Origin of the sequence: Bifidobacterium ruminantium DSM 6489, assembly GCF_000770925.1 — a bacterium.
Taxonomy (GTDB): Bacteria; Actinomycetota; Actinomycetes; order Actinomycetales; family Bifidobacteriaceae; genus Bifidobacterium; species Bifidobacterium ruminantium.
In genome coordinates this window covers 15,657-31,057 of sequence record NZ_JDTK01000003.1, presented here as the reverse complement: position 1 = coordinate 31,057, position 15,401 = coordinate 15,657, and the positions used below count along the sequence as shown (strand labels likewise).

General features: G+C 59.2%; 12 protein-coding genes and 1 riboswitch. Of the genes, 11 read left to right on the top strand and 1 reads right to left on the bottom strand.

Annotated elements, in window-relative coordinates; translation table 11 throughout:
• Positions 1–6 precede the first annotated feature (6 nt).
• Complete coding sequence (locus tag OU26_RS02190) at positions 7–774, bottom strand: prepilin-type N-terminal cleavage/methylation domain-containing protein (protein WP_237743751.1); 768 nt, start codon at positions 772–774, stop codon at positions 7–9.
• 323 nt (positions 775–1,097) lie between these two features.
• Here OU26_RS02190 and OU26_RS02185 point away from each other — a divergent pair, with 323 nt between their 5' ends.
• The 11 genes from OU26_RS02185 to OU26_RS02140 all read left to right on the top strand — a co-directional run bounded on the left by OU26_RS02185 (position 1,098) and on the right by OU26_RS02140 (position 15,331).
• Complete coding sequence (locus OU26_RS02185; RefSeq protein WP_033498835.1) at positions 1,098–2,858, top strand: GspE/PulE family protein; 1,761 nt, start codon at positions 1,098–1,100, stop codon at positions 2,856–2,858.
• A gap of 18 nt (positions 2,859–2,876) precedes the next feature.
• Positions 2,877–4,985: a type IV pilus twitching motility protein PilT gene (locus OU26_RS10605; RefSeq protein WP_272944579.1), complete on the top strand. Its 2,109-nt coding sequence runs from the start codon at positions 2,877–2,879 to the stop codon at positions 4,983–4,985.
• A 121-nt stretch (positions 4,986–5,106) separates the two neighbouring features.
• On the top strand, positions 5,107–6,186 hold the full coding sequence (locus OU26_RS10430; protein ID WP_051592909.1) for a hypothetical protein: 1,080 nt from the start codon (positions 5,107–5,109) through the stop codon (positions 6,184–6,186).
• Complete coding sequence (locus OU26_RS10425; protein WP_237743752.1) at positions 6,074–6,901, top strand: hypothetical protein; 828 nt, start codon at positions 6,074–6,076, stop codon at positions 6,899–6,901. The genes OU26_RS10430 and OU26_RS10425 overlap by 113 nt, the downstream gene beginning before the upstream one ends.
• A gap of 92 nt (positions 6,902–6,993) precedes the next feature.
• A complete protein-coding gene (locus OU26_RS02170) occupies positions 6,994–8,145 on the top strand; it encodes a hypothetical protein (RefSeq protein WP_026646246.1) in 1,152 nt (383 codons plus the stop codon).
• 129 nt (positions 8,146–8,274) lie between these two features.
• Complete coding sequence (locus tag OU26_RS02165) at positions 8,275–8,976, top strand: DUF805 domain-containing protein (RefSeq protein ID WP_026646247.1); 702 nt, start codon at positions 8,275–8,277, stop codon at positions 8,974–8,976.
• A 35-nt stretch (positions 8,977–9,011) separates the two neighbouring features.
• A riboswitch (TPP riboswitch) is annotated at positions 9,012–9,124 on the top strand.
• Entirely contained in the window at positions 9,115–10,032 is a 918-nt protein-coding gene (gene thiM / locus OU26_RS02160) for a hydroxyethylthiazole kinase (RefSeq protein WP_051592911.1), read from the top strand. Its footprint overlaps the riboswitch before it by 10 nt.
• A gap of 114 nt (positions 10,033–10,146) precedes the next feature.
• Positions 10,147–12,771: a phosphomethylpyrimidine synthase ThiC gene (gene thiC / locus OU26_RS02155; RefSeq protein ID WP_026646249.1), complete on the top strand. Its 2,625-nt coding sequence runs from the start codon at positions 10,147–10,149 to the stop codon at positions 12,769–12,771.
• A 159-nt stretch (positions 12,772–12,930) separates the two neighbouring features.
• A complete protein-coding gene (gene thiD, locus OU26_RS02150) occupies positions 12,931–13,773 on the top strand; it encodes a bifunctional hydroxymethylpyrimidine kinase/phosphomethylpyrimidine kinase (protein WP_026646250.1) in 843 nt (280 codons plus the stop codon).
• 56 nt (positions 13,774–13,829) lie between these two features.
• A complete protein-coding gene (locus OU26_RS02145; RefSeq protein WP_026646251.1) occupies positions 13,830–14,195 on the top strand; it encodes a thiamine-binding protein in 366 nt (121 codons plus the stop codon).
• Between the two features lie 89 nt (positions 14,196–14,284).
• Positions 14,285–15,331 (top strand): LacI family DNA-binding transcriptional regulator, encoded by a 1,047-nt coding sequence (locus OU26_RS02140; protein WP_026646252.1) that lies wholly within the window; start codon positions 14,285–14,287, stop codon positions 15,329–15,331.
• Positions 15,332–15,401: the final 70 nt, after the last annotated feature.

The window sequence follows — 15,401 nt, the reverse complement described above, 5'->3', positions numbered from 1 at the left end:
TATTCCCTAGTCTCCGACCACATTAAGCAGCTCATTGGTGGTATAGACGGCCGTCTTGCCGTTGTTCATGCCGTCTTTCCAAGTGACGCCCACTACCACGCGAACCATGGGCATATAGGTCTTCGAGTCGAAGATGAACCCCTTGGTGGGAATGGAGTTTCGGCTCAATATCGCGGTTTTCAACGATGAGTCCGCGGAACCATCCAACCCGGCGATGCTCGATGCGCCGGTGATACCGAGATCCGAAGCGGTTTTGCAATCCATAGTGCCGCTCAACCGATAGCACTTCTCCACCACAGTGTTCACCGTATATTTGGTCTGCTTGGCATCCTTGCCTGTGGTGTCCCTCACTGGCTGGATGTATTTGTTGGCGTCCGTGTCCGGCGTATCCGTCGCGGCCAGATCCGAAGGCTGGGATCTTATGGCTCCCACCGCGGCAAGATTGACCTGCGCCTGATTGACGCCATCCACACCCATGCCGGCCAGCAGATCGGCATAATACTGAGCCGGCTTCGATTTGTCGTCCGCTATCTGCGCGCGCATGCGTTCGATACCGTCGCTGCCCAGCGAAACCGCGGCGGACCGCTGCTGTTGGGAGTAGGACGTGCGGATGGCCGTGATGGCGAACTGCGCGGCGGCCAGGCCGGTGATGCTCAGCACCACCACGGCAACCAATACCTCCACCAGAGTGAAACCCGACTCGCCCCGCTTTGTCAATCGTTTGACGCGACCTGCCGCAAGCCCTGTCACATTGCCGCTTTCCGCTCGCTCCATGAGCAGCTCCTTCAGTGCGAAAATCACCCCATCTTCGGAGGTGACAGGAATTTTCTCAGAACCGTAGGCACTTCGGTCCCTCACAGATATTCGATACTGTATCACGATTCTATGCCAACGATTGCATCCCCCAATGTAACATGCATATGGTTCGATTTTGCCGGGCTGACGCGCTACTATATAGAAGAGTGGTACGTCGCAAGGCGTGGCCGCAGCTCACATGACCTTAGACAACTGAACATTTTTGGACCCTCGAATGCCAACATTTGCAAGGGTTTTTGTTTTTATGCCGCGTACACCAGTCCACGGTCCAGGAGGTCATTATGAGCGATGCTGGTTCAGGAGGGCGTTTCCCCTTCCTCAAACGCAATCGAAACGAAGACACGCCGAGCAGCTTCTCTCAGCGTATGGATCCGCATGTTCCGACAACGGGTGAGATCAACCAGATCTTCGCGCCAAGCCAGCCACGTCACGCAGCCGCTTCAGCCAACGATGCCACCGGCGACTTCCCCGCCATGCCCGATCCCAAGAGCGGCATGGACGAAAAAACCGAGCGCCAGTACGCCATGGCGTTGGCTCAAGGCATGAGCCTGCCATTCGTGGATCTCAACGAATACCAGATCGATAAAGAAGTCGTCAACATGGTGCCGGACGATTTGTGCCGCACCAACCAGCTTCTGCCATTGTCCATCGTCAATGGACGCATCACCGTGGCCATGGCCGATCCGAAGAACTTCGCAGCCATCGACGACGTCTCCGCCACCACCGGCATGCCGGTCATCCCCATGGTGGCCATGCCTTCGCAGGTCAAGGAAGCCATCAACCACTATCTGCGAGCCAATGCCGAACTGAACGAGCTTTCGCAGGAGATCGCCGCGACCGCGAAGAAGGAGGTCAACCTCGAGGAGGACAACGCCGAGGACGCCTCCCCTGTTGCACGATTCGTCAGCCTACTCATCAACCAGGCCATCGACGATCACTGCTCCGATATCCACATCGAACCGCAGGAAGACGGCCTGCTGGTGCGCTATCGCATCGACGGCGTGCTGCACGTGTTCCAAAAGGCGCCGAAGGCCATGACCCAGGGCGTGATCAGCCGCATCAAGGTCATGTCCGACATGGACATCGGCGAGCGCCGTAAGCCGCAGGATGGCCGTATCACCGTCAGGCACAATGGCAAGAAGGTGGATCTTCGTGTGGCCGCGTTGCCTACAGTGTGGGGTGAGAAGATCGTCATGCGAATCCTGAGCACGCCTTCCGGCAATCTCAAGGTGGAGGATCTGAACTTCAGCCAGCGCAACTTCGACGTGTTCTCCAAGGCGTACAACCGTCCGTATGGTCTGGTGCTGGTCACCGGTCCTACCGGTTCCGGTAAGTCGACCACCTTGTACGCCACTCTGGGCGATGTGGCGAAGCCGGAGATCAACATCATCACCGTTGAGGACCCGGTGGAGTTCCGTATGAAGGGCATCAACCAGGTGCAGGTCAACAACAAGGCCGGCATGACGTTCGCCGCGGCTCTCCGTTCGATTCTTCGTGCGGACCCGGATGTGGTGCTTATCGGCGAGATCCGTGATGAGGAGACCGCCAACATCGCCATCGAGGCTTCGCTGACAGGCCATTTGGTGCTGTCCACGCTGCACACCAACGATGCGCCGAGCGCCGTTACCCGTTTGACTGAAATGGGCGTGGAACCGTTCCTGCTGAGCTCGTCGCTCGCCGCGGTCATGGCCCAGCGACTCGCCCGACGTCTGTGCAAGAAGTGCAAGCGTCAGGACACCGCCACTGAGGTAGAGCTCAAGATGATGGGCGTGGATCACAAGCCCGGAACTCCTCTCCCCACTGTGTGGCGTCCGGTAGGTTGCCGTGAATGTGCCAACACCGGCTATAGCGGGCGTGTGGCCATCCAGCAGGTCATGGGCGTGGACTCCACGATGGAGGATCTCATCGCCCGTGGCGCCACTTCTATCGATATCGACAAGGCCGCGAGGGAACAAGGCATGACCACTCTTCGTGAGGATGGCTGGCAGAAGGTTCTTCAAGGCATCACCTCCGTGGACGAAGTGCTCCGCGTGACGGTGTGAGGAAAGTGAGCGTGCATCATGAGCGCAATCAGCATTTTCAATGTGTTCGGCAAGGAAGGCAAGTCGCAGAAGACGCAGCAGCCGACGCAACAGTCTCAACAGCAAAGGACGGAAATGACCGACGCGCAGTCGACATGGAATGGCCCCAACGCTCTTGCGGGGCTTAAGGGCGTAACCATTCCGAACACGGCGCCGACATTCGGCGGCGGCGATCCAAACAAGGGTCGTCATTGGTCGACCGACGACGCCATTCAGGTAGGCGACAGCGACCTGAAGAACATCTTCTCCACCATGGATTCCATGCCGGCAGTGCAGCAGGATGAGGTGGACATTCCAGGTTCGGCACCGGATGAGCAGCAGACGCAGGTGCAGCCTGCCGTACAGCAGACCCAGCGGGTGGAGCAGACACCCACCATGCAGCCGACCGTGCAGCAGCAGACTGTCGCGCAGGCGCAGCCGACCGTGCAGCAGCAGACTGTCGCGCAGGCGCAGCCGACCGTGCAGCAGCAACCCGTCCAGCAGTCGGTCGTACAGACCGCCGCGCAACAGGAATATCAGCAGCCGCAGAATGTGGAGCAGACCTTCCAGGCAGCCGCCGCGCAACCGCAGCCTGCCGTGCAGCAGGACGCTGTGCAGCAGGAGCAGGGCACGTACACGTTCCCGTCAACGCCCGAAAGCCAGCAGGTCGATCCCGACCAGCTGCAGTTCGATGCAGATGCCGACGCCGACGCCACGGAACCGACTCCCCAAAGAGTGGAATCCGGTCCTATCCAGCAAATCGACAGCGAGCCGCCGTCATTCGTGCCGGGCAACACGCCTTTTGCAAAGACCCAGGCCGATGTCACGCAGACCGCGGTGCAGAACAATCCACTGGTCATCAACCATATTCCGCAGGATGCCATGTATCAGGCGCCAAGGCAGCCGCAGGTCATGCCTTACGCTGATTTCGTGGTGCCCGAGACCAACGATTCCGATGAGGATGCGGTGCCGAAGGAGCGCAAGATCAAAGCGCAGCAGGTGGAGGATCTCCTGCGCGCCGAGCATCCGGAGGCGGATGACGAGTTCATCTCCGCGATTCGCCAACTGGTTGAGCTCAACGCCTCCGATCTGCATCTGGTGGTCAACGATCCGCCGATGCTGCGTGTGGACGGCAAGCTGAGGCCGGCCAAGGGGCTGAGCGTGTGGGACAAGAACCGCACGTACGAGGCCGTGAAGGTCATGACCAATGAATTGGAGCTTGAGCGTTTCAAGGAGGATTTGGAACTCGATATCTCCTTCGCGGTCGGCGACCTGCTCCGTTTCCGCGTGAACGTGTACCACGACCGTATGGGCGTGTGCGCCGCGCTCCGTACCATTCCGACCACCATCAAAACCGCCCAGGAACTGGGGATTGACCCACGCATCGCCGATCTGGCGTTGCTGCCGCGCGGCCTAGTGCTGGTGTGTGGCCCTACCGGTTCCGGCAAGTCGACCACGTTGGCCGCGATCGTGGACAAGGCGAACGCGGAACGCGCCGACCATATCATCACCATCGAAGACCCGATCGAATTCGTGCATCAGCACAAGAAGTGCGTGATGAGCCAGCGCGAGGTGGGCACCGACACGAAAAGCTTCGCGGAGGCGCTGAAGCGCGCGCTGCGTGAGGATCCGGACATCATCGAGGTCGGCGAGCTTCGAGATCTGGAAACCATCTCCACCGCACTGACCGCCGTGGAGACCGGCCACCTGGTGTTCGCCACCCTGCATACGCAGGACGCGGGCTCCACCGTGGACCGTCTGATCGACGTGTATCCGGAGAACCAGCAGCAGCAGATCCGTGTGCAGGTGGCGTCCACGCTGCGTGCCGTCATCGTGCAGACGCTGATTCCTCGCGCCACCGGTCACGGACGTGCTCCGGCCACCGAAGTGATGATTAACACTCCGGCCGTCGCCGCGCTGATCCGAAGCGGCAAGGCGCATCAGATCCGCACCGTGCTGCAATCCGGAGAGAAGGAAGGCATGCACACGCTCGACCAGGATCTGGCGCGTCTGGTGAACAAGGGCACCATCACATTCGAGGATGCCTTGGTGAAGGTGCAGGTGCGCGAGGAGTTCGAGAAGCTCTGTGGCGCACGCAAGTCCTTCTGATCGTCATCGCATATCCAGACAATGGCGGGTTCGTAACGGCGCGACCGTGGCGGATCCGCCTTTTTCAATGCGTCAAATCGCAATACATATCCATATATTTCGGAAGTGACAGGAAACGACAATGGGTGCAGCAACAGCAACCGCTGCAGGCAAAGCGAAAGTGACGCGATTCGATAAGATCAGACATTGGATTACGCCGTTCCGCCTACACTGCGCGGTTCTCGCCGTGTACGTCATCCTGGTGGCCACGGTGATGTGCTTCCACGAACCGTGGTTCGACGAGGCGCAGGCATGGCTCATAGCACGCGACTGCTCATGGCGCGAGATGATTCTGGAACGCCCCCACTACGAGCATCATCCGCCACTGTGGTGGATGATGCTCGCCATACCCGCAAAACTCGGCGTGCCCTACGAGATCGGTCTGAAAAGCGTCAATCTGGCATGCGCCATGCTCATGATCTGGCTGCTCGAATTCAAAACCAAGCTGCCGGAACTGTTCAAGGCGATACTGCCGTTCTCCTACTTCCTGTGCTATCAGTACGGCGTCACTTCGCGTCCGTACGCGCTGATGATCTGCGCGATGCTGCTTATCGCCATCAATTGGAAGAATCGCGACGAGAAGCCACTGCCGGTCATACTGAGCATGATGCTATTGTGCCTAACCAGCTCGTACGGCATTGTGATCTCCGGCATGCTCGCGGTCAACTGGGTGTTCCGGTTCCTGAAATCCGACCATTCGCTGATCCGCAATAAGCGAAGGTTCTTCGCTTTGCTTGCGCTGCTGGCATTCGCCGTGATTCTGATCATCGACGTCATTCCGGCGAAGGACGTGTTCCACAGCAATTTCGATGTACAGGGAACCGAGGAACCGGTTCCCGTCTGGCAACGGTTCCTTAACGCCTGGATCCTATTGCCGTCTGAAACGCTATTCACGTCAATCCTGACAAACTCATCCTTCAACTTCGTGACGCTCTCATGGGATCAAGTTCTTGAGGCGGGACTGTTCTCCGGGGCTGATGTGGGCGTTCCTCATCCAGATCAGCCGACGCAGGAGCAATGCGACACTACTGCTGACCACGTATTTGGCGATGAGCATCGTGTTCACACAGCACTTCTCCACGCACCACGACGGCATCATACTGGGATTCTTCATAGCGATTCTGGCCATCGACTGCGAGACACGGCCCATCAGCGCCGATGATTGGCCGAAATGGTGCCTTACTTTGGCCGATTGGCTCATCGGCCAACTTGGAGGAAGAACCTCGCTCCGCTATTTCAATCTGATGAAGGCACTTGGAATGCTGCTCATGCTCATCGGCGTGTATTGGACGGCCAGTGCGAGCATCTGCGACATCCGCTGCGATTATGCGCCATCCAGGGCGATGGCGAACTACGTCAAAACCTATCATCTGGATAAATACCGGTGGATGTCGGGATGGACACGTCTCATCAAAATGTCCGACACCACGCCAAGCGTCGCCAAATTGATCGACAAAGGCGGGTACTGCGCCGGTGGAGACAATTGCATCGACTACACTTCCTGGCTGCAGCGGACACAGGTGGAAATGGCCCCATACTTCAAACACAATCTCGCAGCGAACGCGTACCAGGGACACAGCTTTGCGTCATGGGACTGGATAGAGCACCCCTACGAGAGCAAGAAGGACCTCGCCACCTGGAGAAGCTGGGGCGAGCCGGAAGTCTACGACATCATCTACCAACCATTCTATTTCTCCGATCTGGGATACGATCGCAACGACTATACCAAGGTTCGCGTCGTCAATCTCGTCACGCCGTGGAAGGACCAGCGAACGACCGGCTCCTACGACATCTACGTCCGCAACGACATCTACAAGAACGTGATGCACTCCCCCGATACGGGTATCACTTGGCCGGACGGATCCAAACGGAAGTGATCACCCTGACATGCATGTTCGATACACGTTCGAGAAGTCAGAGGAAAGGGCGTACTGCGACGAGACACGGTACATTCCAGTAGACTGGGGTTATGCTGTTGATTGATTCGAATTCGCGCGGTTCACGAATCGCCAAGAATGTTCTGACCGTGGTCATCATATGCGCGGTATTCATCACAGCCATATATTTCAAAAAAGGCACCGTATCGGACGAAAATGATTGGGCCACGCAGCAGATCGAAACCATGCAAGGGATTCGGCAGACGGCGCAGGACAGCGTCGCTTTCGCGCAGAGCATGGAGGATCCGGACCAATATGCGGCGGAAATCGAAAATGTGCAGCAGTACATCACTGACTACGACCAGTTAGCGAAAACCAAGGAAATCCAGTCGATCACCACGCATGATCCGATGCAGCGGGCGATCGGTTCGTTGAACCGCAATCGTCAGCAGGAAGCCGTTTCCAATATGCAGGTCACGGCGCGCAACCTCGACGAGCAGACCAAGACGCTGCTCGACGCGGTGGACAAGACCATGTCCGATGATTTCACCCAGCATGGCGGGCAATGGCTGTTGCAGGTGGATGATCCGACGCAGGTGAACGAGCTGATCGACCGATATGGAAAGGACCGTCATTACTCGTCCATGCAGGATCTGCTCACCGACCTGCAGTCGTTGCAAAAGCTGCGTTCTACGGTGAAGCAGCAAGTATCGGACTCGGTGGCCAATCTGCATAACGCGGAAGTCTCCACTGCGGCGATTGCCGTGCCAGCGCTCAACGGCGATCTTGATCCGGCTGGTTGGTACACACTTGCGACGAACGTGGCGGGGACGATGGGCGTGCAGATCGAGCAGACCATGGAATACGGTTGCGGCGATCAGACCAGCGGACTCCCCCAGGAATTCACCGTGGCCTATTATTGCCAATCATCGGATCGCGCGCAGCGGAACGTCGTGCATATCCTCACCACGCACCCGTCATGGACGCAGACCGCGCGAAGCCCCTGGCTGGTGGATGTCGTCAAACATGAGCTTTCTCATCGTTCGATCATGATCTCCTGTGGAACCATACAGCCCGCGATCGCCGGCGACCGCACGGAAGCGGTGACAAATTCCTATTCCGTGCTGTATCTCGGCGCCGACCGCGGACGCATCGCCGAGCAACAGCAGGGTCTGGCCGAATACGCGATGGATGAGCAAAGCGACCAAATCGCCTCGTCCATCCACGACGGCAATTGTGGGTGAGCAGTAATCTCAGGAGCCAATACGGAATATTCCAGCTCGGGATATAGATTTTCGGAAAATATCCGACCACACTATCGTTTTCACCGTATTTATATGCTGTAAGTCATTTTCCCAGTCGAAAGGCGATCCATGTCAGCACCGAACCAATACCGGCCCTCCGATCAGAGCGATCACCAATACAACCCTCAAGATCATTATGGCTTCAACGATTCGAGCAACACGCAACAGCGATTCGGCGCATACCATACGGCGGAAAGCGACTCGTCCACGCACGCATGGCAGGCGGACGGTGGGTATAGGCGCCCCCACTTCGTCCCGTCCATCAATCAGCCTGCATACGGTTGCAGTATGCGTGAAGCGTTCCTGAGATTCTGGAAGAAGGCCCTTGATTTCAGGGGACGCGCGTCACGCAGCGAGTTCTGGCGGTGGATGCTGTGCGATCTTCTCATCGTAATCATGGCGAGTCTCGTCATCGCGTCGCTGTACAGAAGTACCGGCGGAAGCGGCTTTCCCCGCGCGGTTTTCGGCAGATTCCCGCTCATGTGGAAGATGGCGACAATCATTCCGTTCATCGCACTTTCCATTCGCCGATTGCACGATTCCGGTCGCGGCGGCAGGACGCTCGCCGTGTTACTGGTCGCATCGTTCGCCGGCACGCTTTTGGGAGATTCCGTGGGTTTGACGATCAGTCATGGCGCGATGCATACGATTGACGGCACCAATGCCAGCCTTGGCATAACCGCCATCGCGCTGCTGTTGACGGCCGGTTCCAAAATCGCCTACATCGTCTTCATGGCACTGCCGAGCAAGAACCCAGCCACACGCGACTAGCCCGTGTCAGCACCCTTGTATACATTGAAGGGGAATTGAACATGCGGGGGTGCTTGACGGCCGAGTCCGGCAAGCTGAGATAGGCTCAACGCCTGACCCTTTGAACCTGTTGGTTAGGACCAACGTAGGGAGCAGATCATGAGCATTGACTCATATGCCGACGGCACCGATAACAACGATGGCATGACGTCCGTTCCGGCCACCGATCCGATTCGCACGAAGATCAGGCAGGCCGTCATCGACGTACGCGAGCAGACTCCGCTGGCGCAGTCGTTCACCAATTTCGTGACCATCAATCTGGTGGCCAACGCGCAGCTCGCCGCCGGCGGCACGGCCGCCATGAGTTATCTGCCGGACGATGTGATCGCCACCGCCGAAATCGCCGGATCCAACTACATCAACGTGGGCACGCTGCTGCCGTTCTTCAAGGACGCGCTGCCCGAAATCGCATACAAACTGCACAAGAACGGCAAGACGTGGGTGCTTGACCCGGTCGCGGCCGGCATTGGCGAGACGCGCACGGCCATTCTCAAATCGTTCCGCACATATCCGCCGACCATCGTGCGCGGCAACGCCAGCGAGATTATCGCGCTCGACGCGATGTGGGGTCTCGCCAACGCCGAACCGGACAATCCGACCACTCGCCCCGCGGGCGTGGAGGCCGTCGATGAGGTCGATTCGGCCGTCGACGCGGCCAAGCGCATCGCCCGTCATCTGGCGAAGCATTCCCCCACCGGCAAGGGCGCGGTCGCGGTGTCCGGCGCGATCGATCTGGTGACCGACGGAGACCGCGTCTTCCGTCTGCCCGGTGGCAGCGCGATGATGACGAAAATCACCGGCGCCGGCTGCTCGCTCGGTGGCGTGACCGCGACGTATCTCGCCGTCGCCGAACCGCTTGTGGCGGCGCTGGCCGCATCGTTGCTGTATGACCGCGCATCCGAAATCGCGGAAACGCGGTCGATTGGACCGGGATCGTTCCAGGTGGCGCTGCTCGACGCGCTGTGGAACGTCACCGCAGACCAAGTGGCCGAATCCGAAATCAACGAAACCGTCTGATTCCGTCTTTCTGGACTAATTCCACACAACCACAATCGTATATACGAAATATATACGATTGCATGATTCACAAGACTTCTTCTGGAGCACTTACTCAATAAAAAAAGGGGAGAAATAATGGATAACTATCCATATGCATCCATGCGCGACTGTTTCGACATGAGCGCATATTTCGTGGTCGGCCCTCAGGATTGCAAGGGCCGACCGGTGACGGACGTGGTCGATGACGCGCTGCGCGGCGGCGCGACGTTCATCCAACTGCGCGCCAAGGATGCCGATGCGAAGGACATCACTGAGATGGCCCGCGACATCGCCCAGATTATCGAAGACAACGGCAAGTCCGATTCCGTGGCGTTCGTCATCGACGACCGCGTGGACGTGGTGTGGCAGGCCCGCAACAAGGGCATCAAGGTGGACGGCGTGCATATCGGCCAGACCGATATGGAACCGCGCGAGGCCCGTGCGCTGCTCGGTGAGGACGCCATCGTCGGCCTGTCCGCCGAAACCGAAAGCCTCGTCAAGCTCATCAACGAGCTGCCGAACGGTTGCATCGACTATATCGGAGCCGGTCCGCTGCATGTCTCCACCACCAAGCCGGAAGCCTCCGTGGGCGGCAACGACGGTTCCGGACATACGCTCGACGAGGAGCAGATCAACACGATCTGCACGGCAAGCGAATTCCCTGTCGTCGTCGGCGGTGGCGTGCATGCCGACGATATGGAGATGCTGGCACGTTCCAAGGCCGCCGGCTGGTTCGTGGTGTCCGCGATCGCGGGCGCGGACGATCCGGAAGCAGCCACCCGTGAGATGGTGACGCGGTGGAAGGCGGTGCGCGGCGACAGGAAGCACGGCTATGCTCCGCGTGTGAAGACCACGGCACCAGCCGAGAAGCCTTCCGAAGCAACCGAGAAGAAGTTCACGAACGCCAAGGAGGCCAAGGCCGCCTCCAAGCTGGCGAAGCAGCAGCGCGTGGACATCGCCGCCCGTGGTTCCAAGCAACGCGACAAGGCGCATATCCGCAAGACTACGCCCGTCCATTTCGAAAACCAGTTCGGCTCCTACGATCTGGAAGTGCCGTACACCGAGATCAAGCTGTCCGACACCCCCGGCGTCGGCCCGAACGCGCCGTTCAAGGATTACAACACGGAAGGCCCCAAGTGCGATCCGAAGGAGGGCCTGGCGCCGCTTCGTCTCGACTGGATTCGCGACCGCGGCGATGTTGAGGAATACGAGGGTCGCCGCCGCAACCTCGAGGATGATGGCAAGCGCGCCATCAAGCGCGGCAAGGCCTCCAAGGAATGGCGTGGCCGTCAGCACAAGCCGTTGCGCGCCAAAGACCATCCGGTGACCCAGATGTGGTATGCGCGCCACAACATCATCACCCCGGAGATGCGCTATGTGGCCGAACGCGAGCACTGCAGCGTGGAGCTCGTGCGTTCCGAACTGGCCGCCGGACGCGCAGTGATGCCGTGCAACATCAACCATCCCGAGGCCGAGCCGATGATCATCGGTTCGAAGTTCCTCACCAAGCTCAACGCGAACATGGGCAATTCGGCCGTCACCTCGTCCATCGACGAAGAGGTGGAGAAACTGACGTGGGCCACCAAGTGGGGCGCCGACACCGTGATGGATCTGTCCACCGGCAACGACATCCACACCACGCGCGAGTGGATTCTGCGCAACTCGCCCGTTCCGATCGGCACCGTGCCGATGTACCAGGCGCTGGAGAAGGTCGAGGACGATGCGTCCAAGCTGAGCTGGGAGCTGTTCCGTGACACAGTGATCGAACAGTGCGAGCAGGGTGTGGACTACATGACCATCCATGCCGGCGTGTTGCTGCGCTTTGTGCCACTGACCGCCAACCGCACGACGGGCATCGTCTCCCGCGGCGGCTCGATCATGGCGGAATGGTGCCTGCAGCATCATCAGGAAAGCTTCCTGTACACGCATTTCGATGAGCTGTGCGACATTTTCGCCAAGTACGATGTGGCGTTCTCGCTGGGCGACGGCCTGCGTCCGGGTTCGCTGGCCGACGCCAACGACGCCGCACAGTTCGCCGAGCTCATGACACTGGGCGAACTCACCCAACGCGCATGGAAGCATGACGTGCAGGTGATGATCGAGGGCCCCGGCCACATTCCGTTCGATACGGTGCGCATGAACATCGAGATGGAGAAAGCCATCTGCAAGGATGCCCCGTTCTACACGCTTGGACCGCTTACCACGGATACCGCGCCGGGCTACGACCACATCACCTCCGCCATCGGCGGTGTGGAAATCGCGCGTTACGGCACCGCCATGCTGTGCTACGTGACGCCAAAGGAGCACCTCGGCCTGCCGAACAAAGACGATGTCAAGCAGGGCGTGATCGCCTACAAGATCGCCTGCCATGCGGCCGACATCGCCAAGCACCATCCGCATGCCATGGACCGCGACAACGCGATGAGCAAGGCGCGTTTCGAATTCCGCTGGCTCGACCAGTTCAATCTGAGCTACGATCCGGACACCGCCATCGCGTTCCACGACGAGACGCTGCCCGCCGAGCCCGCGAAGATGGCTCATTTCTGCTCCATGTGCGGCCCGAAGTTCTGCTCTATGGCGATTTCGCAGAACATCCGCAAGAAGTTCGGTGACGCCGCGGCACAGGAGAAACTGGTCGCAGACGCGCAGACGATCGCGGCCGGAATGCAGGCGATGAGCGAGAAGTTCCGCGAAGGCGGCTCCACACTGTATCAGTGAGAGCCAAGCATATTCGTGGATTAGTGCCGTGCATTGACGAATCCACGGCGTAGACTGGCGGTTCTGTGATGCGATGCATGCAGATCCGCCAGTTCGCATACTGATTTGCATGGCGATTCGTATAACAGACGCCGATGAAGGCACCAGGAAGGGAGCATTATGACCAGCACATTGCCACCGGTATTGAGCATCGCGGGATCGGACTCATCCGGCGGAGCCGGCATCCAGGCCGACCTGAAGACCATGCTTGCCAACGGCGTGTTCGGCATGACCGCCATCGCGGCGCTCACCGCACAGAACACCACCGGCGTCACGATGGTCACCAACACTCCCCCAGAAATGCTTGCGGCACAAATCGACGCCGTATTCGAGGATATTCCTCCGGTCGCGGTGAAAATCGGCATGGTCTCCAGCGTCGAACTCATCAGCGTGATCGCCGACCGTCTCACCGCGCACCACGCGGGAAACATCGTCCTTGATCCGGTGATGGTGGCCACATCCGGCGCGAAGCTCATCGAGGACGACGCCATCGCGGCGCTCACCTCCAAGCTGTTCCCCCTGGCCACCGTCATCACGCCGAACATGCCGGAAACCCAAGTATTGTGCGACTTGGCCATCCAGCAGGGCGCGGGCGAAATCGATTACGAGAACGGCAGCTCCATCCGCACCGAGAACGACATGGTCACCGCAGGACATCTGCTCGCCGGCCACTTCGGCTGCGCCGTCCTCGTCAAAGGCGGCCACGGCACGCAGGACGCCAGCGACGTGCTCGTCGAGCCGAACGGCAAAATCACGTGGTTCCGTTCCCGTCGTATCGACAACCCGAACACGCATGGCACCGGATGCACGCTGTCCTCCGCAATCGCAAGCCATCTGGCGCTCGGCGAGGATCTGCCGACGGCTGTCGACCATGCCAAGCTGTATCTGACCGGCGCCTTGGAGGCGCAACTCGACCTCGGCCACGGCTCCGGCCCGATGGATCACGCATGGAAGTGGCGCTAGACCGCACAATCCATCGCAGACAAAGCAAGTACGCGCAACCGCAAGAAAGGAACATCATGACGCTCGATCGCAATGCCGAAAAGCAGGAAGTGCCTGTCGATCCGAAAACAGGCAAACCGTATATCAACACGCTTGCCGCGGTGGCCATCTCCCCCGCCGGTGCAAGCCCGGAGAAGTCCACGTACGTGGCGCAAGCCGTGGATGTGATCCGAGAATCCGGTCTGCCGAATGAGACGAACGCGATGTTCACCAATATCGAAGGCGACATCGATGACGTGCTCAAGGTGATTCGCGACGCCACCATGAAGCTTGCCGGCCAGGGTTACCGCACCGACGTGGTGATCCGTCTCGACATCCGTCCCGGTTTCGAGGGGCAGATCCATGCCAAGCAGGAACTGGTGAACGAGATTCTGTCGAAATAACCCCTGACGGAACAGGGCATTCCACACGTAAGGCGCGTTTTCTGGGAAAAGCACGCCTTTCGCTTTTGTTTGGGTATAGTGTTGCGATTATGACCACGATGAAGGAAATCGCCGAACAGACAGGGGTATCCATTTCCACGGTGTCCCTCGTGCTCAACGGACGTGACGAAGGCAGGGTGAATCCCACGCTTGCTTCGCTGGTGCGGAACAAGGCGACCGAACTCGGGTACAAGATCAACCCGTTGGCGCGAAGCCTACGCACCAACAAAACCCGCATTCTCGGCTTCATCAGCGAGGAAGTCGCCACCACACCGTACGCGGGCGGCATCATTCTGGGCGCGCAGGACGCGGCCAGCGCCTACGGCTACATGCTGTTCACCGTCAGCACCGACGGCAAGGCGAGCGAGGAAAACGAGATCGCCACACTGAAAAGGTACGGCGTGGACGGATTCTTCTATTCAAAGATGTCCAACCGCATCGCCCAAGTGCCGAAATCGCTGGACGACTACCCAGTCGTGATGGTGGACGCCACCGACCACGACAACAAGATACCCAGCGTCGAACCCGATGAGTTCATGATCGCGTACGATGCCACGAATAGGCTCATCAAAGCCGGCTGCGAACGCATCGCCTACGTCGGATGCTCGGAAAGCATGATCGCGCAGGACGGACGCTTGGCTGGATATCAAGCGGCGCTGCACGATGCCGGCCGCGTTTTCGATCCCTCATTGGTCTGCAATGTGCTGAACAACGGACCGGCGCTACGCGCGGTTAGCAAACTGTTCGATGACACCCATCCCGATGGCTTCTTCTGCTTCAACGACGCACGAGCTTGGTATGTGTACGAATGCGCGGCTCGCCGTGGACTGACGGTCGGCAAGGATATTTCCGTGGTCGGCGTGGACAACCACCGCGTGTTCGCGGAGACACTGGAACCGCAATTGACCACCGTCGAACTGCCGCATTACGAGATGGGATACTGGTCCGCCTGCAAGCTGATCTCCATGATCGAGGGCAAAGACGTGGATACCAGCGTCTGGCCGGATACTAGAGCTCCCCTGCCGCCGCTCAACGCGCCAATTCCGGCGAAGATCCACTGCGCGCTGCTGGAAAAGGGCTCGGTCGTGGTTCACTGACTGCGATCGGCGTGCGCAACGCACCCGACATGCCAAAAGATGGTTTCACGCTTCTGCCCGTATTGCGATT

Excerpts from the sequence above, each read along its gene's own strand:
- OU26_RS02190 (WP_237743751.1), bottom strand. The coding sequence starts at position 774 with ATGGAGCGAGCGGAAAGCGGCAATGTGACAGGGCTTGCGGCAGGTCGC.
- OU26_RS02185 (WP_033498835.1), top strand. The coding sequence starts at position 1,098 with ATGAGCGATGCTGGTTCAGGAGGGCGTTTCCCCTTCCTCAAACGCAAT.
- OU26_RS10605 (WP_272944579.1), top strand. The coding sequence starts at position 2,877 with ATGAGCGCAATCAGCATTTTCAATGTGTTCGGCAAGGAAGGCAAGTCG.
- OU26_RS10430 (WP_051592909.1), top strand. The coding sequence starts at position 5,107 with ATGGGTGCAGCAACAGCAACCGCTGCAGGCAAAGCGAAAGTGACGCGA.
- OU26_RS10425 (WP_237743752.1), top strand. The coding sequence starts at position 6,074 with ATGAGCATCGTGTTCACACAGCACTTCTCCACGCACCACGACGGCATC.
- OU26_RS02170 (WP_026646246.1), top strand. The coding sequence starts at position 6,994 with ATGCTGTTGATTGATTCGAATTCGCGCGGTTCACGAATCGCCAAGAAT.
- OU26_RS02165 (WP_026646247.1), top strand. The coding sequence starts at position 8,275 with ATGTCAGCACCGAACCAATACCGGCCCTCCGATCAGAGCGATCACCAA.
- thiM (WP_051592911.1), top strand. The coding sequence starts at position 9,115 with ATGAGCATTGACTCATATGCCGACGGCACCGATAACAACGATGGCATG.
- thiD (WP_026646250.1), top strand. The coding sequence starts at position 12,931 with ATGACCAGCACATTGCCACCGGTATTGAGCATCGCGGGATCGGACTCA.
- OU26_RS02145 (WP_026646251.1), top strand. The coding sequence starts at position 13,830 with ATGACGCTCGATCGCAATGCCGAAAAGCAGGAAGTGCCTGTCGATCCG.
- OU26_RS02140 (WP_026646252.1), top strand. The coding sequence starts at position 14,285 with ATGACCACGATGAAGGAAATCGCCGAACAGACAGGGGTATCCATTTCC.